Raw genomic sequence first — 18,172 nt, 5'->3', positions numbered from 1 at the left:
TGAAATTTAAAGGTGAAGCACCGAAGCCAAGATTAATAAGCATGAAAGCAGATAGGCAATGTGATGCCATGCATGGTGGCAAACCTGTAGAAGCTGAAGATGTTGTCGTTAATCAAAATGGAACACTGAAATGGGTATTTGTCTATGTGAAGGAAGGAGTAAAGGGAAAGTATAATCCTCCAGCTGAACCTGTTGTTTTAGATCAACAAGGATGTTGGTATCATCCTCATGTTTTTGGAATAATGGTTGGACAAAAGCTTGAAGTAAGGAACAGCGATCCGTTGCTTCATAATATTCATGCAATGCCGAAGAAGAATAAACCCTTTAATATCGGTCAACCTGTAAAAGGTATGAAAAGTTACTATACTTTCACAGTGCCTGAGGTGATGGTTCCGTTTAAGTGCGATGTTCATCCATGGATGAGCGCATACGCCGGGGTTCTTGATCATCCATTTTTCAGTGTGACAGGTGATAAGGGCGAATTTGAAATCAAAAATCTTCCGCCAGGGACTTATACTATAGAAGCGTGGCATGCGAAGCTTGGAACGCAGGTACAAACTATCACGGTGAAAGCTGGAGAGACAAAGACGATTGAATTTACATTTGAGAGGAAAAAATAAATCGGAGTAAAAAATCATGTCTGAAAAACAAAGCAAATTTCATGGTCTGTTATTTTTATTTTTCTTTATAACTGGGATGATCCTTAGCGTTTGGGTTGTTTTAAGAAATGGTTGGTGGCTTCCTGAGCTTGCTTCTGACAGGGAGACGATTGATAAAATTTTTGTGACGATTTTTATTATTGCTGGGATTTTATTTATTTTGAGTGAGTTGTCCCTTTCATTTTTTGTTCTAAAGTATTCGGGTGACCCAAATCGGAGGGCGTTTTACTTGCCCGGAAACACGAAAAAAGAAATTTTATGGTCAATTCTGCCAGGAACACTTGTTGTTATAATCCTTGAAATAAGCGCTGAATTTCTCGGCGGGGCATCGCTATGGGGAAGGATTTATGGTGAAGTGCCGAAAGATGCTTTTTTAGTTGAAATCACTGGAGAACAATTTGCGTGGAACGTTAGATACCCTGGTCCCGATGGTAAATTTGGTAAAACAGATCCAAAGCTTATTTCCACTGATAATCCGCTTGGAATTGACATAAGTGATGAAGCGGCGAAAGACGATATAGTTTTTCCTGCTGGACAGGGAATTCTTTACTTGCCTTTGAATCGTCCAGTTGTCTTTTTAATTCGCTCAAAAGATGTAATTCATAGCCCATATCTTCCGAATTTCAGAGTTAAACAGGATGCTGTGCCGGGGATGACGACAAGAACTTGGTTTGTTCCGAAAAAAGAAGGTGAGTTTGAACTTGCATGCGCCGAACTTTGTGGACTCGGACATTATAGGATGAAGTTGCCAGTTGTTGTTGAACCGGCTGAAAAAGTGGAAGAGTGGCTTAGAGAGCAAACACCTGCTGCTGATTTATACTATTGATGTGATTGTTTGCGGTGGGTATTTGTAATTTTTGAAAACAAATTACAAAAAATAAGAGGTGCAAAAAAATGAGTGTTGAACATGCGGCTGTTGAAGTTCACCATAAGGAAAGTTTCTTAACAAAGTATATTTTTAGTACAGACCATAAGACGATAGCGAGGCAATATCTTATAACTGGAATTATTTGGGGCGTAATTGGGATGATCTTATCGTGGTTTATGAGGTTACAACTTGCGTATCCAAACCAGCCCATGCCATTTCTTGAAAAGATACTTGGCAGGTGGGCTGAAGGTGGAATTTTGAAACCTGAATTTTATGTAGCGCTTATAACAATGCATGGGACAATAATGGTATTTTTCTTGTTAACTGCTGGTTTGAGTGGTACATTTTCAAACTACTTGATCCCGTTGCAGATCGGGGCAAGGGATATGGCGTTTCCAGTTTTAAATATGCTTTCTTATTGGGTGTTTTTCGCGGCTTCTGTTGTGATGTTAATTTCTTTCTTTGTTCAAACTGGTCCAGCTGGGGCTGGATGGACAATGTATCCACCGTTAAGCGCAATTAAAAGCGCAATTCCGGGTGCCGATGTTGGAGCAACCCTTTGGCTTATTAGTATGGGATTGTTTATTGTTTCAAGTTTGCTTGGTGCGTTGAATTATATTACAACCACATTGAACTATAGAACCAAAGGGATGTCGATGTGGAGATTACCGATAACAGTTTGGGGTATGTTCGTGACAGCAATTTTAGGTTTGCTTTCATTCCCTGTTTTGCTTGCTGGTGCAGTGATGTTGATTTTCGATCGCGAGTTTGGAACAAGTTTCTTTGTGCCGGGTGGACTTGTCGTTGGCGGTCAGCCAGTTCCACATGAAGGTGGAAATCCGATACTTTGGCAACATCTTTTTTGGTTTCTGGGACATCCAGAGGTTTACATAGTTTTGCTTCCGGCGGTTTCGCTTGTTGGTGAAATCCTTGCTACAAACGCGAGAAAACCACTTTTTGCTTATAAAGTTTCAGTTGGTGCTTTAATCGGAATTGGAGCGTTAAGCATGATTGTATGGGGGCATCATATGTATGTAAGTGGAATGAATCCAATTCTCGGTGAGGTTTTCGTTATTACAACACTTGCTATATCTTTTCCAACGGCGATACTTATTTTTAATTACCTTGTAACAATTTGGCGTGGAAATTTGAGGCTTACTCCTGGGATGTTATTTGCACTCGGTTTTCTTGGTTTGTTCATTCCTGGGGCCTTGACAGGTGCTTTTCTTGCAACTGCTCCTGTTGATATTCAACTTCACGATACTTACTTTGTTGTCGCTCATTTCCATTTCACAATGGCAACTGCTGCTGCTTTTGGGATGTTCGCGGGTGTTTATCACTGGTTCCCGAAAATGTTTGGAAGGATGATGAATGATAAGCTTGGAAAAATTCACTTTTGGGGAACATTTATAGGTGTTTATTTAATTTTCTTCCCGATGTTTTTCCAGGGTATAGCTGGTGTGCCAAGAAGATATTATTCCTTCACGGAATATAACTTCACATCTCAATTCGTTGGTTTGAATAAATTTATTACCATTGCGGCTTTTGTGGCAGGAGCAACTCAATTAATTTTCCTTTTCAATTTCTTCTGGAGCATGTTCAAGGGTCCAAAGGCAGATAAGAATCCATGGAAGGCGAACACACTTGAATGGCAAACTGATTCACCACCGCCACATGGAAATTGGGGTCCTGAGCTACCAGTTGTCTATCGTGGACCTTATGAATATAGTGTCCCTGGTGCTGAGGAAGATTATATTCCACAGACTGTACCGATTAAAGTTGAAGCTAAATAAATTTTGGTTTGATGAATGTATTCAAAAGGTTTGCATCGCTTTGCGGTTTTAACAGCTGCGTTTATTGTGTTTTTAATTGGAGTTGGAGCTTCTGTTACAAGTACTGGTTCAGGTGATGCTGTCCCCGATTGGCCACTTTCTTATGGTACGCTTTTTCCAAGGATGGTTGGTGGAGTTTTTTACGAGCATGGGCATCGGCTTGTTGCGGGGACAGCTGCGATTCTAATAACTATACTCATGATATGGCTTTTGAGAAGTAACCAACCCAAATATGTTAAAACTTTCGGCGTTATCGCATTTGTTGCTGTCTTGTTGCAGGCAATTCTTGGAGGTTTAAGGGTTCTTGTCATCTCGGATCCGGAGGTTCAAAATACAGCAACCGAAATATTTTCCGTTGGGCATGTTGAACCAATTAGAATGGCCATCGCAATAACCCATGCGACGCTTGCAGAAATTGTTTTATGTATGACATTTTTGATTTCCCTTTTTACATCAAAAGCATGGGTAAAATTCGAGGCTGATAGAATTGACACAGGGGTGAGAATTGCGAAGTTATATACTTTAACTTTTGCTTTTGCATTTATTCAAATTTTACTTGGAGCTTTAGTAAGGCATACACAGTCTGGTATGGCAATACCTGATTTCCCGCTTTCATTTGGGAAGATAATTCCGCCGTTTGGAAATTTACCATATGATCCAAATGCTCCATTTCAAATAAGTTATGCTGAATTGCAGTTTAAAGTGGCGATTCACTTTGCGCACAGAGTTTGGGCTTTTGTTGTTGCTGGGGTTGGAATTTACGCGTCAATTCTTGCAATAAGAACGAGTGTTAAGTTGTTCAGAAATCTTGCGAAAATGTGGATTAGTTTGATTGTTCTTCAAATTTTGCTTGGTGCTTTTGTCGTGTGGACAAAGCTTGCGGTTTTAGTTACAGTTCTTCATGTCGCTGTGGGCGCAACGATACTTGGGATGACGCTTATACTTTCTGTGCTTGGATGGAAAAGTATAAAGTTGGCCGTTGAACAAAAAGAGTTAATTCTATCAAATTCATGAGTTTAAATTTATGTTAAGTAAAGCTTTAAGTTTTTTGACGGATTTTCTTCTTTTAATAAAACATCGTTTGACATCGCTTGTTGTATTTACAACTGGGATGGGATATTTGATAGCGACGCGTGGAGATATTGACTGGTTTACTTTTATTACAACGCTTTTTGGTGTTTTTCTTGTTGTTGGCTCTGCGAATGCGATGAATCAAGTTTTTGAGGCAAGGGTTGATGGAATAATGAAAAGGACATCCAATAGACCTATTCCGGCTGGAAGAATGAAAAAGGTGGAGGCAATTTTGATCGCGCTTTTGATGTTGATCTTGGGTCAATATGTTCTTTATAAGTTTGTAAACGGTATAAGTGCTTTGCTTGCCTTGATTGCTTTTGTGATTTATGTTTTTGCATATACTCCATTGAAGAGAATAACCCCACTTTGTACATTTGTTGGGGCAATTCCAGGAGCTATTCCACCTGTGATTGGATGGACTGCGGTAAGAGGTCAAATTGAACTTGGAGCAATTATTTTATTTGGGATTCAGTTTATATGGCAGTTTCCACATTTTTGGTCAATAGCTTTAATATGTAAAGCTGATTATGAAAAAGCTGGATTTAAGGTTTTGCCATCTTCAGATAGCAGAATAACTGCAATCAATCTTGTTATTTATACCTTTATGCTTCTGCCGATGGGATTGATGCCAACAATAGCTGGGTTTGCGGGTAAATATGCGCTCATGGCGTCTATTTTTGGTGGCGGTTTATTTTTTATTCAAGCCCTTTCATTACTAAAAGACAGTTCGATCCACTCGGCAAAGAAAATAATGTTAATGGCTGATATTTATCTTCCACTTCTCTTTATTTTTCTTTTGATTGATAAGGTTTAAAAATTTAAAAAGGTGAAAAGTCATGGTAATTGAAAAAAAAGGTAAATCTCAAATTTCGGATATAGATTCAGGTAAAATTTTTAACAACGGAGGTGGCGGAGGTGCCGGCGGGCACAATTATTCATATGCATTGCCAATCAATCCTGCTAAATTTGGATTATGGTTGTTTATAGGTGCAATAATTATGTTTTTCTCTGCCCTTACAAGTGCCTATATAGTAAGGCATTCGGTGGGAAACTGGCTCAGATTCGAATTGCCTGGGATATTTTGGTTCAATACCTTAGTTCTGATTTTAAGCAGTTTGACAATTCAGTTAAGTTATTTTCAATTGAAAAAGGATAATTCGGCAAGCTTTAAATTTCTATTTTTGTTATCAACTTTGTTTGGGATTTCTTTCTTAATTGGGCAATTGGTAGGTTGGGGACAGTTAAGGGAAATGGGAATTTATGTGAGCACGAATCCATCAAGTTCATTTTTCTATCTTTTGACATTAGCGCATGCAGTTCATCTTGTGGGTGGAATTATTGCCTTAATTTATGTTTTGATAAAGGCGTTGCTTGGGTATTATAGTTCAAAAAATAGGCTTGGGGTTGAGCTTTGTGTAACATATTGGCATTTTCTTGATGTGCTTTGGCTTTATCTTTTCGTCTTTATAAATGTTACAATTTAAAAAACAAAAATTGGGAATTGAGATGGTTCAAGAAGTAGCGTTTGAGCAAGAAAAAGTTCTTAAATCCCCGTGGGGCGGTGGAAAATCGCCGTTTGGTGTATCAAGAGAAAAATTTACGATGTGGATTTTCATTTTATCTGATGCATTTACATTTGCTGGATTACTTGCTGGATATGGTTTTTTAAGGGCAAGTTTACCTGAATGGCCAAGTAGAATTGAAATTTTTTCTGCTTTCCCATTCGTAAGTGCAAAATTGCCTTTGCTTTTTGTCAGCATTATGACATTTATTTTGATTTGTAGCAGTTTAACCATGGCACTTGCGGTTGACGCTGGTAAAAGAATGGATAGAAAAGGTGTTATTAAATATCTCTTGCTTACAATCGGTGGAGGGTTATTGTTTTTGTTGTGTCAAGCATATGAGTGGGGACATTTAATTCATGAGGGTGCGCGCCTTACAAGCAATCCTTGGGGAGTTCCATTATTTTCTGCGTCATTTTTTGTGATAACTGGATTTCATGGTTCACATGTCTTAAGTGGAGTTATTATCTTAACGATTATGGCGATAAGGGTTGCAAAGGGAATTTATGATAAGCGAGATTCTTATGAAGGCGTTGAGGTTGCTGGACTTTACTGGCACTTTGTCGATCTTGTCTGGGTTTTCATTTTCGCGTTTTTCTATTTGCTTTAAAAAACAAAATTAAGGTTAACTCATGGCAGAAGCGGTTCACTCAAGAAAGGTTTATTGGCGTGTTTGGTTCCAACTTCTTATGATTACAGTGGTTGAAATCATTGTTGCGTTTCTCCCAATTTCGCACTATCTCATGGCTTTACTTTTTACGATAATGGCTTTGATGAAGGCAACTTTAATAGCGGCTTATTTTATGCATTTGAAGTTTGAGCAAGTTGGGTTGATTTACTCAATAGTTTTGCCGTTGATTTTAATTATAGCTCTTGCGGCTGCTTTAATTCCAGATGGAAGCGTTGCTCTTTTGATGCGACTTGGTTTGGGTTATTATTAAAAAATTAGATAAACTTTTAAAAAATGCCTGGTAAGAGAATTGTTATTGCAATTTTAAGTATTGGGATTGGAATTTTTATAGCTTTGAAGATTCAAATTTGGAAAGTTTCATCCGCTGCCATTTTGCCAACTTATGGTGAAGTTCCTGAATTTAGTTTAATTGATCATCATGGGCAGGAAATTAATCTTGAAAAGTTAAAGGGTAGCGTATTTGTCGCTGACTTTTTCTTTACAAGTTGTGCCGGGATTTGTCCAAGGATGACGGAGCAAATGACAAGGGTTCAAGAGGCATTTAAAGATGAGCAAAGGGTTAAACTTGTTTCGTTTACTGTTGACCCTGAAAGAGATTCGGTGTGGGTTCTTTCTGAATATGCAAAAGGATGGGGTGCTATTGACGGTAAATGGTTTTTCATCACAGGTGAAAAGAAAAAAATTTATGAACTTGCAAGAAAAGGTTTTAAACTACCAGTTGAAGAGGGCGATGGTGGACCTAATGATTTTATTCATAGCGATAGATTTGTGCTTGTCGATAGTAAAGGTAGGATAAGGGGTTACTATAGTGGGACGGACCCCGAGGATGTTGACAAGTTGATAAGAGATGTAAAATTAGTTTTGAGGGAAAAGTGATAAAAATTTTGCCAAATATAAATGCGATCTTTAATCTGCTAAGTTTATTGTTTCTTTCGCTTGGATTTTTAAGCATCAGAAGAAAGCATGTTAAGAGGCATAAGATATTTATGCTCTCCGCTTTTGTTTCTTCAACTCTTTTTTTGATCAGTTATCTTGTTTACCACTATAACGCTGGCGTTACTCGGTTTCAAGGTCAAGGAATGTGGCGGTTGATTTATTTTTCGATTTTATCATCTCACACTTTCCTTGCCGTGCTTGCTCTTCCGATGGCTGTAATTACATTGATTCTTGCACTGCTTGGGAGGTTTGATAAACATCCGAAAGTTGCACGGATAACACTGCCAATATGGATGTATGTTTCATTGACAGGGGTCTTGATTTACTTGATGCTTTATCATTTTTTCAGTTAAAAATAAATTTTGGCTATGAGATGAGGAAATTATTAATGTTGTTTTTGACTCTATTTTTGGCTGTTAATTCTGTTTATTCCCAATGCGCAATGTGTAAAGCAAATATCACTAACTCTGAAGAGGGAGCTCAGCTTGCTGCTGGTATAAACGATGGAATTGTTTATTTACTCGTTGTCCCATATTTAATTTTTGCTGGATTTGCATTGGCAATTTATGTTTCAGCGAAGAGAAAAAATAGACAGTTTTGAAAAGTGGTTCAATTTTTGTATATTTTAAGCCAAAGCCCAAGTCAATCTTGCACTGCTTGGGAAAAGTAAAACAAATTTAGCAAAAGTTAATGCACGAGGGAAAAATCGTTCAAATTATCGGACCTGTTATCGATATTGAATTTGAAGATGGCTATTTGCCTTCCATTTTTAATGCAATTAAAATACCAAGGGTGAACATTGAGGGTAAGGAAGAAATCCTTTGGGCTGAGGTTCAACAACATTTAGGGGAAAACAGAGTTCGAGCTGTTGCTCTTGATTCAACGGATGGACTCGTTCGTGGAATGAAAGCGTATGATACGGGAGGACCAATAAAAGTTCCAGTTGGTCCAAAGGTTCTTGGTCGACTTTTGAACCTTGTAGGTGAGCCGATCGATGGGCTTGGTCCTATTGAAACTGACAAATATTATCCAATACATCGTGAGCCACCTGAGTTTACAGAGCTAAGTACGAAGAGAGAAATACTTGAAACGGGGATCAAGGTCATCGATTTGCTTGAACCGTATCCGAAGGGTGGAAAAGTCGGACTTTTTGGTGGCGCGGGAGTTGGAAAAACAGTTTTGATTATGGAGATGATCCATAATATCGCTGTTTATCATAAAGGTTATTCGGTTTTCGGAGGCGTTGGCGAAAGAACGAGAGAAGGAAATGAGCTATGGCTTGAGATGAAGCAATCTGGCGTTTTGCAGAATGCGGTGCTTGTCTTCGGACAGATGAATGAGCCACCTGGTGCAAGATTGAGGGTTGGATTAAGTGCTCTTTCGATCGCTGAGTATTTTAGGGATGAGGAAGGAAAAGATGTTCTTCTTTTCATAGATAACATTTTCAGATTCACGCAAGCAGGTTCAGAGGTTTCTGCATTGCTTGGACGGATGCCTTCAGCGGTTGGATATCAGCCTACTTTAGCAACTGAGATGGGAGAACTCCAGGAAAGAATCGTCTCAACGAAACGTGGTTCAATCACTTCTGTTCAAGCGATTTATGTTCCAGCAGATGACTTGACAGACCCAGCGCCTGCGACAACATTCGGTCATTTGGATGCGACGACGGTTCTTTCAAGACAGATAGCGGAACTTGGAATTTATCCCGCTGTTGACCCGCTTGATTCAACTTCTCGATTGCTCGATCCAAAGGTCGTTGGTGATGAACATTATTATGTGGCAAAAAAGGTTAAAGAGATTTTGCAGACGTATAAAGATTTGCAGGACATAATTAATATTCTTGGGATAGATGAGCTTTCGGAGGAAGATAAACTGATAGTTTCAAGAGCTAGAAAGATTCAGCGTTTCCTTTCTCAACCTTTCTTCGTGGCTGAGGCATTTACAGGAACTGAAGGAAGATACGTAAAGCTTCAAGATACGATAGCTGGGTTTAAGGCGATAATTGAAGGTGAATGCGATGAGCTTCCTGAAATGGCATTCTATATGGTTGGAACCATTGATGAAGCGTTCGATAAAGCAAAGAAAATGAAGTTTGATTAATGGATAAACTAATTCAAGTTGAAATTTTAACTCCCGAAAATGTCGTCTATCGTGGCAAGGTTAAAAGTATCACTCTCCCTGGAGTGATGGGAAGTTTTCAAGTTCTTTATAATCACGCACCTTTGATAAGTACACTTGAAGTTGGAAAGGTTAAAATTGTCGATGAAAACGGAAATGTGCTTTACTTCGCGGTATCAGATGGATTTGCGGAGGTTAAAAACAATGCTGTCATCGTGCTTGTTGATTCAGCTGAGCAATATGAGAAAGCGAAGGTGAATGAAGTGGTAAAGGAGAAGAAGAAACAAAGGTTGGTTTCTGGATTTGTTGCTACAGATGTAAGGGATAGAACTTATTTCTAAAAGTAACTTGGCTGGAAAATGTCTCATGTTAATATAGAAAAGCCTGTAAGGAAAAAGAAGGTTAAACTTATTGCTTTTGTCAATCCCGAAGGCTGTACTGGATGTGAGGTTTGCATTGAGTTTTGCCCTGTTGATTGTATTTATAAAGTTAGGGGACCTGAATATATTGATTCATTTAATGGTGTTAAGTCTGCAACGCTTGACATTTTAAAGGAAAGCCTTGCAAATGGGGTAAATCCGTTTTCAAATGTAAATGGTGTTGTTATAGTTGATGAAGATATTTGCATAGGTTGTAAGCTTTGTGCAAAGTATTGCCCTTGGGAAACAATAGACATGGTTCAAAAAGATAGTGAATAATGTCTGGGATGGTAGATATATCTAAATCCCTTGGCTATGCGATACATGCGTTAATTTACATGGGCATAAAGGGAGACAAAAAACTTGTTCGAGCATCTGAGGTGGCTCGTGAGTGTGGATTATCGGTTAGCTATATGATGAAAATCCTTCAAGCATTGCGCCGTGCAGGTATAGTTGATAGCACAATTGGGGTAAAAGGTGGTTATGTTCTTGCTCGCCCGTTGAGCAAGATAACGCTTTATGATGTTATTGTGGCTATTGAACCTGCAAGGGATGAGATTTGTTATCTTTCAACTGCTATTGGTTGTCGATTTAAGAAGAATTGTCTTGTGAGAAATTTATTCGGTGAAGTGAACGAAAAAGTGAAAATCTCTCTTAAATCTGTAAATTTGCAAGCAGTTGTTGATTCAATCGGGGATAAGATTTGTATCTTTTTCCCGCATAAGATATAATTTTTTTGTCTTTAAAAAGGACACTTTTTATCTTAATTTAAAACAAAAACAAATTTTAAGCCTTTTCACATGAGTGAAAGCTTAAATCAGACAACGAATCAGGATGTTGTGCAGAAGGATGTAAAAAAGAAAGTTATTCCAAGACAAGACAAACCACCCGAAAACGACACAGGGCTCTGGAAGTTTAATCGTCGTTCTTTTCTGACGCTTACTGGTTGGCTTGGATTTTTAGGATTTATTTTTACATCAATTATTGGTGCGATTAGATATATGTTTCCGCGTGTTCTCTATGAACCACCAACCACATTTAAGGCAGGGTATCCCGATGAATACACTGTTGGAGAGGTGAGTGAAAGATTTAAAGATTCACAACGCGTGTGGATAGTTCGCGAGGAAGATGGATTTTACGCTCTTCTCGCCGTTTGCACTCATCTTGGTTGCACACCGAGGTGGCTCAGTAGCGAGAATAAATTCAAGTGCCCGTGCCATGGAAGTGGATTTAGAAAATCTGGGATTAATTTCGAAGGACCTGCGCCGAGACCGCTTGAAAGAGTAAAGATAACGCTTGCGGAAGATGGACAGATTTTAATTGACAAAGGCATCACATATAGGTATGAAAAAGGTGAATGGGGAAAGCCAGGCTCATTCTTGCCGTACAGAGGTTAATTTAAAACAAATTAAGCTTTGAAGTATGCTTGCTCAAATAAAGAAGAAAATAAAAAGTTCAGATATTTACAAATCAATTTTTCGACATGGCTACGAAGATACGCAGAGAAATAGAGCCTTAATGGTTGTTGATAATGTTTTTCTGCATCTTCATCCAGTGAGAGTTTCAAGGCACGCTGTAAATTATGGTTATACATGGGGAATGGGTGGGATTTCATTTCTTCTGTTTATAATTCTTACGATAACAGGAGTGATTTTAATGTTTTATTATCGGCCAGCTGCTGAATATGCTTACGAAGATATGAAGTATTTAATGAACGATGTTCCATTCGGTGCGTTGATAAGAAATATGCATCGCTGGTCAGCTCACCTTATGGTTATAACAGTCATGCTTCATATGTTTAGGGTATTTTTAACAGGTTCATATAAACCACCGAGACAATTTAATTGGGTTATTGGAGTTATACTTTTACTTCTGACATTTCTCTTAAGTTTCACGGGTTATCTTTTACCTTGGGATCAGCTTGCTATATGGGCTGTGACGGTTGGAACTAATATGGCACGCGCGACGCCATTTCTTGGGCATCAAGGACCTTTCGGTCCTGAGCTTGGGATGAGGCCTGATAATGATATAAGATTTTTGCTTCTTGGAGGAACACAGGTTGGTCCACCAGCTTTGTTGAGATTTTATGTGCTTCACTGCATCTTTCTTCCACTTGTCACAGCAATTTTCCTTGCTGTTCATTTTTGGCGCGTGAGGAAAGATGGAGGTATTTCAGGTCCTTCTCCAAAAAAGATTTAAAATAAAATTTCAGGTTTTGGAAGTATGCACAATCTTTTGAGAATTCTTGGGAACCCAGATAATTTCCCTATAATAATACTTCTTTTCACAGTTTACGGTTTCTTTATTTATGCTATGAAGAAAGCGAAAAGAAATGACGAGCGTGGCGTACCATACGAAGCCGATGAAACGGACAAAGTTCAAGTTTGGCCATATCTGGTTAGAATTGAATTTATTGCAGCAATTGCTGTTATGGCTTTTGTTTTGGCTTGGTCAATTGCCTTTGATGCCCCACTTGAAGAGCCTGCAAATCCTACCTTAACCCCGAACCCGTCAAAGGCTCCATGGTATTTCCTTGGGCTTCAGGAAATGCTTGTTTACTTCGATCCGTGGATTGCTGGAGTTCTGTTGCCTGGACTTATTATAATCGGCTTGATGGCGATACCATATATTGATATAAACCCAAAGGGTAATGGTTATTATACATTCAAGGAAAGGAAATGGGCAATTACAATTTTTTCGTTTGGCTTTCTTGTGCTTTGGGTTCTTTTAATTTTCGTTGGTACATTTTTCAGAGGGCCTGGTTGGAATTTCTTCTGGCCTTGGGAGGAATGGGACCCGCATAAGGTTGTTGCAATCACGAATGTTGATCTAACTGAACTTTTTGGGATCCCAACTTATAATCCAGATGGAACTTTAAATCCAATTGCATCTATTTTAGGTGGAGTTGTTGTTATAGGGTATTACGCTATTTTAATGCCAATTGGTTGGCTGTGGTTGAAAAAGAAAATGCCTGATTTTGCTGAAAAATTTGGCTTGACAAGATATGTGATCACATCTTACTTGTTTTTGACTATGATCGCTTTACCTATAAAGATGATCTTGAGATGGACTTTAAATGTTAAGTACGTGTGGGTGACACCATGGTTTAATGTTTAATTAAAAACAAAAAACGAAGCCAAATGTTTTTTAAATGGTTAAAAAAGCGTAGAGAGATACCAGTTGAACAAAGAAGGTATGACAAAATTTATCTATCGCTTGCACTTGTTCTTTTTCTTGCCACATTATGGGCTGTTATTGATGAAGTTTCAACTCGAAGGCCTTGGAAGGAATATCAGAAAAAATTTTATCAATTGAAACTTGCGAAGCTTGACTCACTATACAGGATTGCGGTCGCAAACTTTGATAGCGCAAGATATAAAGAGCTATCTGAGGCACTTGCAAAGGCAAAGTCGGAACTTCAATCCGAAGAATATAAAAAAGCCCTTGCTGAATACAAGCAGTATGAAAAAGAACTTGCTGAGTTAACGAGAGAATTTCAATTCGCGAAAAGCAGGTCTGATGAATACTATTACTTTTATCAAAAAGCGAAACTTGAAAATAAAGGTGATAAAGAAGTCCGAGATTGGTGGACAAAGATACAGCGCGAGGAAGCGTTGATGAATGAATTTAACGCGAAGATAGAGGAATTAACGAAGAAGAGAGATGAAGCATGGGCAATAGTTAAAAGCTACAGGACAAAGGTTAGCGATATTGAGCATGAGATTGATAAACTTTTTGAAGAAATAAACAAAATTAAAGATAGGATTCAAAAGACAAAAGAAGCTCAGATAAAAATTATTCAGGTGATATTACCTGAATTTGAGCGGACAAATTTTGGAACCTTAAAAGCTCGAGTTGATAGATGTCAAACTTGTCATCTTGGGTGGAATGATCCTCTCTTTGAAGATGCTCCTCAGCCGTTTAGAACACATCCAAATCTCGAACTTCTTCAAAAGCATAACCCAGAAACATTTGGTTGCACACCATGTCATCGTGGTCAAGGACCAGCTCTTACTGAAGGATATGCGCATGGGGATAAAGATAAGCATTGGGAATGGCCAATTTTGAAAAAAGAGTATATCGAAGCTGGGTGCAACGATTGTCATTTCAATGAGATTAATCTAAAGTGGGCGCCAACGCTTACTATGGGAAAACATATTTTGATTGAGTCGGGTTGTTATGGATGTCATGGTATCGATGGATATAATGATTTTCCAAAAGTTGCACCAAGTTTAAATAATCTTCTTGTTAAAACAACCCCAGGATGGATTTATCGATGGCTTTTAAGTCCACGTGAGTATTTGCCTCATGGTAGGATGCCAGATTTTAAGTTAACGCCTGAAGAAGCCGAGGCTATAACTGCTTATCTTGTTAAGATCGGGCAAGATAGTATGAGGAACTGGCAGTATCAATTTAAATATCAAGGTGGTGGCAACCCAGCTCGTGGGAAGGAACTTGTCGAAAACATTGGTTGTCTTGGGTGTCATGCAGTTGGAGATAACAAAGTTGTAAGGGAAACGCGAGGTTTAAATTACGATATCGCGCCTGAATTAACGAAAGTTGGAAGTAAAGTAAATCCTCAATGGCTTTATGATTGGCTCAAAAATCCGAGGCATTATCTCCCGAATACGAAAATGCCGAGCTTGAGATTAACAGATCAAGAGGCAAGCGATATTGTCGCTTATCTGATGACCCTGAAGGACACAGTGGATTATGCAAGTATAAAAATAGACTACTCCGAAAGCAAAGCGGAGCAGGGTTTAAGATTGATAAAAAGTTATGGTTGTTATGGTTGCCACGATATAAGGGGAACGGAAAGGGAGACGAAGGTAAGCGTTGATATTTCCGACTTTGCGCGGAAAAATATTGAACAGCTTGATTTTGGATATAAAGAGCATTTGCCTAAAGATCGCCTTGTTTGGCTTGCTGAAAAATTGCGTGATCCCCGCGGTTATTCAACGGAAAGAATACAGTTGAAGATGCCGCAGTTTAATTTTACAGATAAAGAGATAAAGGCGTTGGTAACTTTGATAGCAAGTTTTAAAAAGAATGAAGTTGGACCGAAGTATGTTCAAACATTTGATAAAAAGAGAAAAGAAATCAACGAAGGTAGAAGGTTAACCCTTTGGTATAATTGTATCAATTGTCATCAAATTGAAGAGCAAGGTGGATATATACACCCAATGATTGAAGATCCAGGGTTACGCCCACCATTACTTACAATTGAAGGTGCGAAGGTTCAAGAGCCGTGGCTTTATCAATTTTTGAAAAATCCAAGCACGATAAGACCATGGTTTAAACTGCGAATGCCGACATTTCAACTTACAGATGATGAGATAACAGCGCTGATAAAATACTTTCTTGGCTTAAGTAATCAAGAATTCAAGGTTAGAAGTTATGATGTCCCACTTGAGCAAAAATATGTTTCAGCTGGAAAAGTCTTGTTTGACAGATTACAGTGTTTGAAATGTCATACCGTTGGGAGTGGTTTATCTGCTTCAATTACTAGATTAAAACCTGAGTGGGTTATTGATTGGTTGCGTGATCCTCAATCAATTCAACCTGGAACAAATATGCCGACATTTTTCTACGAAGGGACTACTCCAGTTCCTGATGTGCTTGATGGGAATGCAAATGAACAGATAAGAGCGTTGCGTGATTATATCTGGACATTTGCCCGAAGAAGGGCACCAAATTTAGTTAATAGATAAAGATAGATCAGGGGTAGCCATTGTTGGCTACCCCTTTTTATTTTTAGCCTTTTTATTCAGTTATTTCTTTTGTAAATCCTTTTCAATCTCTGCGTTGATGCTGTGCCATTTGAAAATGACGCAGCCTTTATGGCAATTGTTGTTCCACATGATTTTGTTTTATGCTTAAAGAGCAGATAACCCCCGCCGTATAAACCCATATATTTTTGATATCCTATGAGCTTAAGATTTTCATCGTTTAAAAACTCGTCTCTCGTCTCCCACACGCTTTTACACATTGGGCACTTTTTGAACATTTGTAAACGGTTAAAATTTTGTTTGCTCTTTCAAATACATTATCGGGAAATTATCTTAAAACTTTAACTTGGATCGATCACTTTAAGATGTCTCAATCCCTTATATTGTCTTTCTTTCCAGATTGTTTTCCCACCTAAGAAAACCATAAATGGTAGGGCAACGACATAAACTATGTAATAGAGTTCGAAGAAGGGAAGATATTTGAGAAGGTGAATTTTTTTGAACCTCTTTAAAATTTTGAAGAGAAAGGAACCATCAACAAGGAATTTCAAAAGAAGAGCAAATAAAAGTGTGGAAAGGTTTTTTACAAAGAGAGGCGAAAGAAGTAAGAGAAGATGAAAAATATATCCACCTGCCATCACAGCGATACCCAATGGACCTGTATCAAGTCCGCCTGTTCCCCATCTTTTCTTTTGGTGATAAAGTTCTTTCCATGTTTTTACTGGTTTGCTTATAACAAGGGTTTCGATATCAACTGGAAAGGCATAATTCCATTTTTTGTTTTGTACTATCGCTTTAAAGAGCGCAAAGTCTTCGGTGATGCTAAATTTTAAATTTTGGTATCCTCCAAATTCAGCGTACGCTTTTTTTCTGAAAGCCATGTTATTTCCGATACATGCAACTGGTTTAAAGAGTTTTCCAACTGAAGCAGCAACTCCAAGGAGAAATGCCCAATCGAGAGATTGCATCCCGTAAAAGATTTTACCATGTTCAATTATAGTAATTCCAGATGCAACACCTGTTCTATCATCAAAGTATTTTAGCATTCCCTTAATCCAGTTTTTAGGGACCATACAGTCGGCGTCGGTCATGAAGATGAATTCACCACTTGCTTTATCGATCGCTTGGGCGAGGGCGTTTGCTTTTCCTTTGAGATTATTTATCGATGTCTCAATGTTCAAAAGTTTAAGATTCGGGCTATCTTTTTGAAGGTTTTGAACTATCTCAGCCGTCCTATCAGTTGAGCCATCATTTGCAACAATAATTTCCAATTTATCTTTTGGATAGTCAACTTCAACGATTGACTTGACGCATCTTTCAATATTTTCCTCTTCGTTTCTGGCTGCCACAACCACACTTACATTTGGCAAGTTTTTATCATCTACGGGATTTTTCTTCTCGTCTTTTGTAAGCGCAATTAAAAAAAGAATTATTTCGATCCCATAGTAAATCGCTGATGCGATTAGAATTAAATCAAACATACCGTTACAACTTTGTTTTACAATGGTATATTCCCGTGCTTTTTCTTTGGATTTGTGTCAACTTTGTTTTCAAGCATTCTAAGAGCTTTAATTATCATCTGCCTTGTTTTCCTGGGTTCGATCACATCGTCGATGTAACCTCTTTCAGCAGCGATGTATGGATGTGCAAATTTATCACGATATTCTTGAACAAGTTTTTCTTCAAGTTCTTCGGGGTTTTCTGCCTTTTCAATTTCTTTTTTAAAAATTATCTCAACAGCTCCTTTTGGACCCATTACGGCAATTTCAGCTGTTGGCCATGCATAGTTTATATCGCTTCTTATATGTTTTGATCCCATAACATCATAAGCTCCACCATAAGCTTTCCTTGTAATTATTGTAATCTTTGGCACAGTTGCTTCGCAATATGCGTAGAGAAGTTTAGCACCATGTTTTATTATCCCGCGCCATTCTTGATCCGTTCCAGGCATGAATCCTGGCACATCAACGAAGGTTATAATTGGGATATTGAAAGCGTCGCAAAATCGCACAAATCGAGCTGCTTTAACAGATGCGTCGATGTCGAGAACGCCAGCGAGAACGGAAGGTTGATTTGCCACTATCCCAACGGGATAGCCATCGAATCTTGCAAACCCGCAAATTATGTTCTGTGCAAAGTGTTCGTGAACTTCAAGAAATTCACCATTATCGACAACAGATAAAATTATTTCTTTCATATCGTATGGTTTATTCGGGTTGTCTGGAATTATTGAGTCAAGTTTTGGGTCTACTCGGTGGGGCAACAGTTCATGCAACGAAAAGTG

Annotated in this window: 22 protein-coding genes; 19 read left to right on the top strand and 3 right to left on the bottom strand. The window is 38.4% G+C overall.

Features of this window, described 5'->3' with window-relative positions; genetic code table 11:
• The 19 genes from AWW78_RS06340 to AWW78_RS06250 form a co-directional block, all read left to right on the top strand.
• A partial coding sequence (locus AWW78_RS06340; protein ID WP_176696233.1) for a carboxypeptidase regulatory-like domain-containing protein occupies window positions 1–620 on the top strand: 620 nt, incomplete at its 5' end.
• Window positions 621–636: 16 nt separating this feature from the next.
• Complete coding sequence (locus AWW78_RS06335) at window positions 637–1,485, top strand: cytochrome c oxidase subunit II (protein ID WP_075426163.1); 849 nt, start codon at window positions 637–639, stop codon at window positions 1,483–1,485.
• A gap of 68 nt (window positions 1,486–1,553) precedes the next feature.
• Window positions 1,554–3,320 carry a cytochrome c oxidase subunit I gene (locus AWW78_RS06330; RefSeq protein WP_047133143.1) on the top strand — a complete coding sequence of 589 codons (1,767 nt, stop codon included), beginning with the start codon at window positions 1,554–1,556 and terminating at the stop codon, window positions 3,318–3,320.
• 15 nt (window positions 3,321–3,335) lie between these two features.
• A complete protein-coding gene (locus AWW78_RS06325; protein WP_047133142.1) occupies window positions 3,336–4,373 on the top strand; it encodes a COX15/CtaA family protein in 1,038 nt (345 codons plus the stop codon).
• Between the two features lie 10 nt (window positions 4,374–4,383).
• A complete protein-coding gene (gene cyoE / locus AWW78_RS06320) occupies window positions 4,384–5,247 on the top strand; it encodes a heme o synthase (RefSeq protein WP_047133141.1) in 864 nt (287 codons plus the stop codon).
• A gap of 22 nt (window positions 5,248–5,269) precedes the next feature.
• Window positions 5,270–5,917: a cytochrome c oxidase subunit 3 gene (locus AWW78_RS06315; protein ID WP_082349068.1), complete on the top strand. Its 648-nt coding sequence runs from the start codon at window positions 5,270–5,272 to the stop codon at window positions 5,915–5,917.
• Window positions 5,918–5,939: 22 nt separating this feature from the next.
• On the top strand, window positions 5,940–6,605 hold the full coding sequence (locus AWW78_RS06310; protein ID WP_082349070.1) for a cytochrome c oxidase subunit 3: 666 nt from the start codon (window positions 5,940–5,942) through the stop codon (window positions 6,603–6,605).
• 22 nt (window positions 6,606–6,627) lie between these two features.
• Window positions 6,628–6,936, top strand: coding sequence for a cytochrome C oxidase subunit IV family protein (locus AWW78_RS06305; RefSeq protein ID WP_047133139.1), 309 nt, complete (start codon window positions 6,628–6,630; stop codon window positions 6,934–6,936).
• A gap of 23 nt (window positions 6,937–6,959) precedes the next feature.
• Window positions 6,960–7,562, top strand: a complete 603-nt coding sequence (locus AWW78_RS06300; protein ID WP_075426162.1) for an SCO family protein — start codon at window positions 6,960–6,962, stop codon at window positions 7,560–7,562.
• The gene (locus tag AWW78_RS06295) at window positions 7,559–7,975 is read left to right on the top strand and encodes a DUF420 domain-containing protein (protein ID WP_075426161.1); all 417 of its coding nucleotides are present in this window, start codon (window positions 7,559–7,561) and stop codon (window positions 7,973–7,975) included. The genes AWW78_RS06300 and AWW78_RS06295 overlap by 4 nt, the downstream gene beginning before the upstream one ends.
• Window positions 7,976–7,995: 20 nt before the next feature.
• Window positions 7,996–8,223: a hypothetical protein gene (locus AWW78_RS06290; protein WP_047133138.1), complete on the top strand. Its 228-nt coding sequence runs from the start codon at window positions 7,996–7,998 to the stop codon at window positions 8,221–8,223.
• Window positions 8,224–8,312: 89 nt separating this feature from the next.
• The gene (gene atpD / locus AWW78_RS06285; RefSeq protein WP_047133137.1) at window positions 8,313–9,722 is read left to right on the top strand and encodes a F0F1 ATP synthase subunit beta; all 1,410 of its coding nucleotides are present in this window, start codon (window positions 8,313–8,315) and stop codon (window positions 9,720–9,722) included.
• Window positions 9,722–10,081 carry an ATP synthase F1 subunit epsilon gene (gene atpC / locus AWW78_RS06280; protein ID WP_047133136.1) on the top strand — a complete coding sequence of 120 codons (360 nt, stop codon included), beginning with the start codon at window positions 9,722–9,724 and terminating at the stop codon, window positions 10,079–10,081. Before atpD ends, atpC begins: the two co-directional genes overlap by 1 nt.
• Window positions 10,082–10,099: 18 nt before the next feature.
• Window positions 10,100–10,438 carry an indolepyruvate ferredoxin oxidoreductase subunit alpha gene (locus AWW78_RS06275; protein ID WP_047133135.1) on the top strand — a complete coding sequence of 113 codons (339 nt, stop codon included), beginning with the start codon at window positions 10,100–10,102 and terminating at the stop codon, window positions 10,436–10,438.
• Complete coding sequence (locus AWW78_RS06270; RefSeq protein ID WP_075426160.1) at window positions 10,438–10,890, top strand: RrF2 family transcriptional regulator; 453 nt, start codon at window positions 10,438–10,440, stop codon at window positions 10,888–10,890. The genes AWW78_RS06275 and AWW78_RS06270 overlap by 1 nt, the downstream gene beginning before the upstream one ends.
• 69 nt (window positions 10,891–10,959) lie before the next feature.
• Window positions 10,960–11,556 (top strand): QcrA and Rieske domain-containing protein, encoded by a 597-nt coding sequence (locus AWW78_RS06265; RefSeq protein WP_047133134.1) that lies wholly within the window; start codon window positions 10,960–10,962, stop codon window positions 11,554–11,556.
• A gap of 25 nt (window positions 11,557–11,581) precedes the next feature.
• Window positions 11,582–12,358 carry a cytochrome b N-terminal domain-containing protein gene (locus AWW78_RS06260; RefSeq protein ID WP_047133133.1) on the top strand — a complete coding sequence of 259 codons (777 nt, stop codon included), beginning with the start codon at window positions 11,582–11,584 and terminating at the stop codon, window positions 12,356–12,358.
• Window positions 12,359–12,382: 24 nt separating this feature from the next.
• Complete coding sequence (locus AWW78_RS06255) at window positions 12,383–13,276, top strand: cytochrome b family protein (protein ID WP_075426159.1); 894 nt, start codon at window positions 12,383–12,385, stop codon at window positions 13,274–13,276.
• A 23-nt stretch (window positions 13,277–13,299) separates the two neighbouring features.
• Window positions 13,300–15,870 (top strand): c-type cytochrome, encoded by a 2,571-nt coding sequence (locus AWW78_RS06250; protein ID WP_047133132.1) that lies wholly within the window; start codon window positions 13,300–13,302, stop codon window positions 15,868–15,870.
• 56 nt (window positions 15,871–15,926) lie between these two features.
• Here AWW78_RS06250 and AWW78_RS06245 read toward each other — a convergent pair whose 3' ends face one another.
• From AWW78_RS06245 to AWW78_RS06235, 3 genes are all read right to left on the bottom strand, one after another.
• The gene (locus AWW78_RS06245; RefSeq protein WP_075426158.1) at window positions 15,927–16,166 is read right to left on the bottom strand and encodes a hypothetical protein; all 240 of its coding nucleotides are present in this window, start codon (window positions 16,164–16,166) and stop codon (window positions 15,927–15,929) included.
• Between the two features lie 63 nt (window positions 16,167–16,229).
• The gene (locus tag AWW78_RS06240; RefSeq protein WP_047133130.1) at window positions 16,230–17,369 is read right to left on the bottom strand and encodes a glycosyltransferase; all 1,140 of its coding nucleotides are present in this window, start codon (window positions 17,367–17,369) and stop codon (window positions 16,230–16,232) included.
• 17 nt (window positions 17,370–17,386) lie between these two features.
• Window positions 17,387–18,172 (bottom strand): acyl-CoA carboxylase subunit beta (locus AWW78_RS06235; protein WP_047133129.1); only part of this gene is annotated, 786 nt, incomplete at its 5' end.

This window comes from Candidatus Kryptonium thompsonii, from assembly GCF_001535985.1.
Lineage (GTDB): Bacteria > Bacteroidota > Ignavibacteria > Kryptoniales > Kryptoniaceae > Kryptonium > Kryptonium thompsonii.
Note: the sequence above shows the minus strand (reverse complement) of the source record. Positions and strands in the feature narration are given on the sequence as shown.

Coding starts and splice junctions, on each gene's coding strand:
- AWW78_RS06335 (WP_075426163.1), top strand. CDS start 637: ATGTCTGAAAAACAAAGCAAATTTCATGGTCTGTTATTTTTATTTTTC.
- AWW78_RS06300 (WP_075426162.1), top strand. CDS start 6,960: ATGCCTGGTAAGAGAATTGTTATTGCAATTTTAAGTATTGGGATTGGA.
- AWW78_RS06305 (WP_047133139.1), top strand. CDS start 6,628: ATGGCAGAAGCGGTTCACTCAAGAAAGGTTTATTGGCGTGTTTGGTTC.
- atpD (WP_047133137.1), top strand. CDS start 8,313: ATGCACGAGGGAAAAATCGTTCAAATTATCGGACCTGTTATCGATATT.
- AWW78_RS06315 (WP_082349068.1), top strand. CDS start 5,270: ATGGTAATTGAAAAAAAAGGTAAATCTCAAATTTCGGATATAGATTCA.
- AWW78_RS06260 (WP_047133133.1), top strand. CDS start 11,582: ATGCTTGCTCAAATAAAGAAGAAAATAAAAAGTTCAGATATTTACAAA.
- AWW78_RS06310 (WP_082349070.1), top strand. CDS start 5,940: ATGGTTCAAGAAGTAGCGTTTGAGCAAGAAAAAGTTCTTAAATCCCCG.
- AWW78_RS06270 (WP_075426160.1), top strand. CDS start 10,438: ATGTCTGGGATGGTAGATATATCTAAATCCCTTGGCTATGCGATACAT.
- AWW78_RS06250 (WP_047133132.1), top strand. CDS start 13,300: ATGTTTTTTAAATGGTTAAAAAAGCGTAGAGAGATACCAGTTGAACAA.
- atpC (WP_047133136.1), top strand. CDS start 9,722: ATGGATAAACTAATTCAAGTTGAAATTTTAACTCCCGAAAATGTCGTC.
- AWW78_RS06240 (WP_047133130.1), bottom strand. CDS start 17,369: ATGTTTGATTTAATTCTAATCGCATCAGCGATTTACTATGGGATCGAA.
- AWW78_RS06325 (WP_047133142.1), top strand. CDS start 3,336: ATGTATTCAAAAGGTTTGCATCGCTTTGCGGTTTTAACAGCTGCGTTT.
- cyoE (WP_047133141.1), top strand. CDS start 4,384: ATGTTAAGTAAAGCTTTAAGTTTTTTGACGGATTTTCTTCTTTTAATA.
- AWW78_RS06275 (WP_047133135.1), top strand. CDS start 10,100: ATGTCTCATGTTAATATAGAAAAGCCTGTAAGGAAAAAGAAGGTTAAA.
- AWW78_RS06265 (WP_047133134.1), top strand. CDS start 10,960: ATGAGTGAAAGCTTAAATCAGACAACGAATCAGGATGTTGTGCAGAAG.
- AWW78_RS06245 (WP_075426158.1), bottom strand. CDS start 16,166: ATGTTCAAAAAGTGCCCAATGTGTAAAAGCGTGTGGGAGACGAGAGAC.
- AWW78_RS06255 (WP_075426159.1), top strand. CDS start 12,383: ATGCACAATCTTTTGAGAATTCTTGGGAACCCAGATAATTTCCCTATA.
- AWW78_RS06330 (WP_047133143.1), top strand. CDS start 1,554: ATGAGTGTTGAACATGCGGCTGTTGAAGTTCACCATAAGGAAAGTTTC.
- AWW78_RS06290 (WP_047133138.1), top strand. CDS start 7,996: ATGAGGAAATTATTAATGTTGTTTTTGACTCTATTTTTGGCTGTTAAT.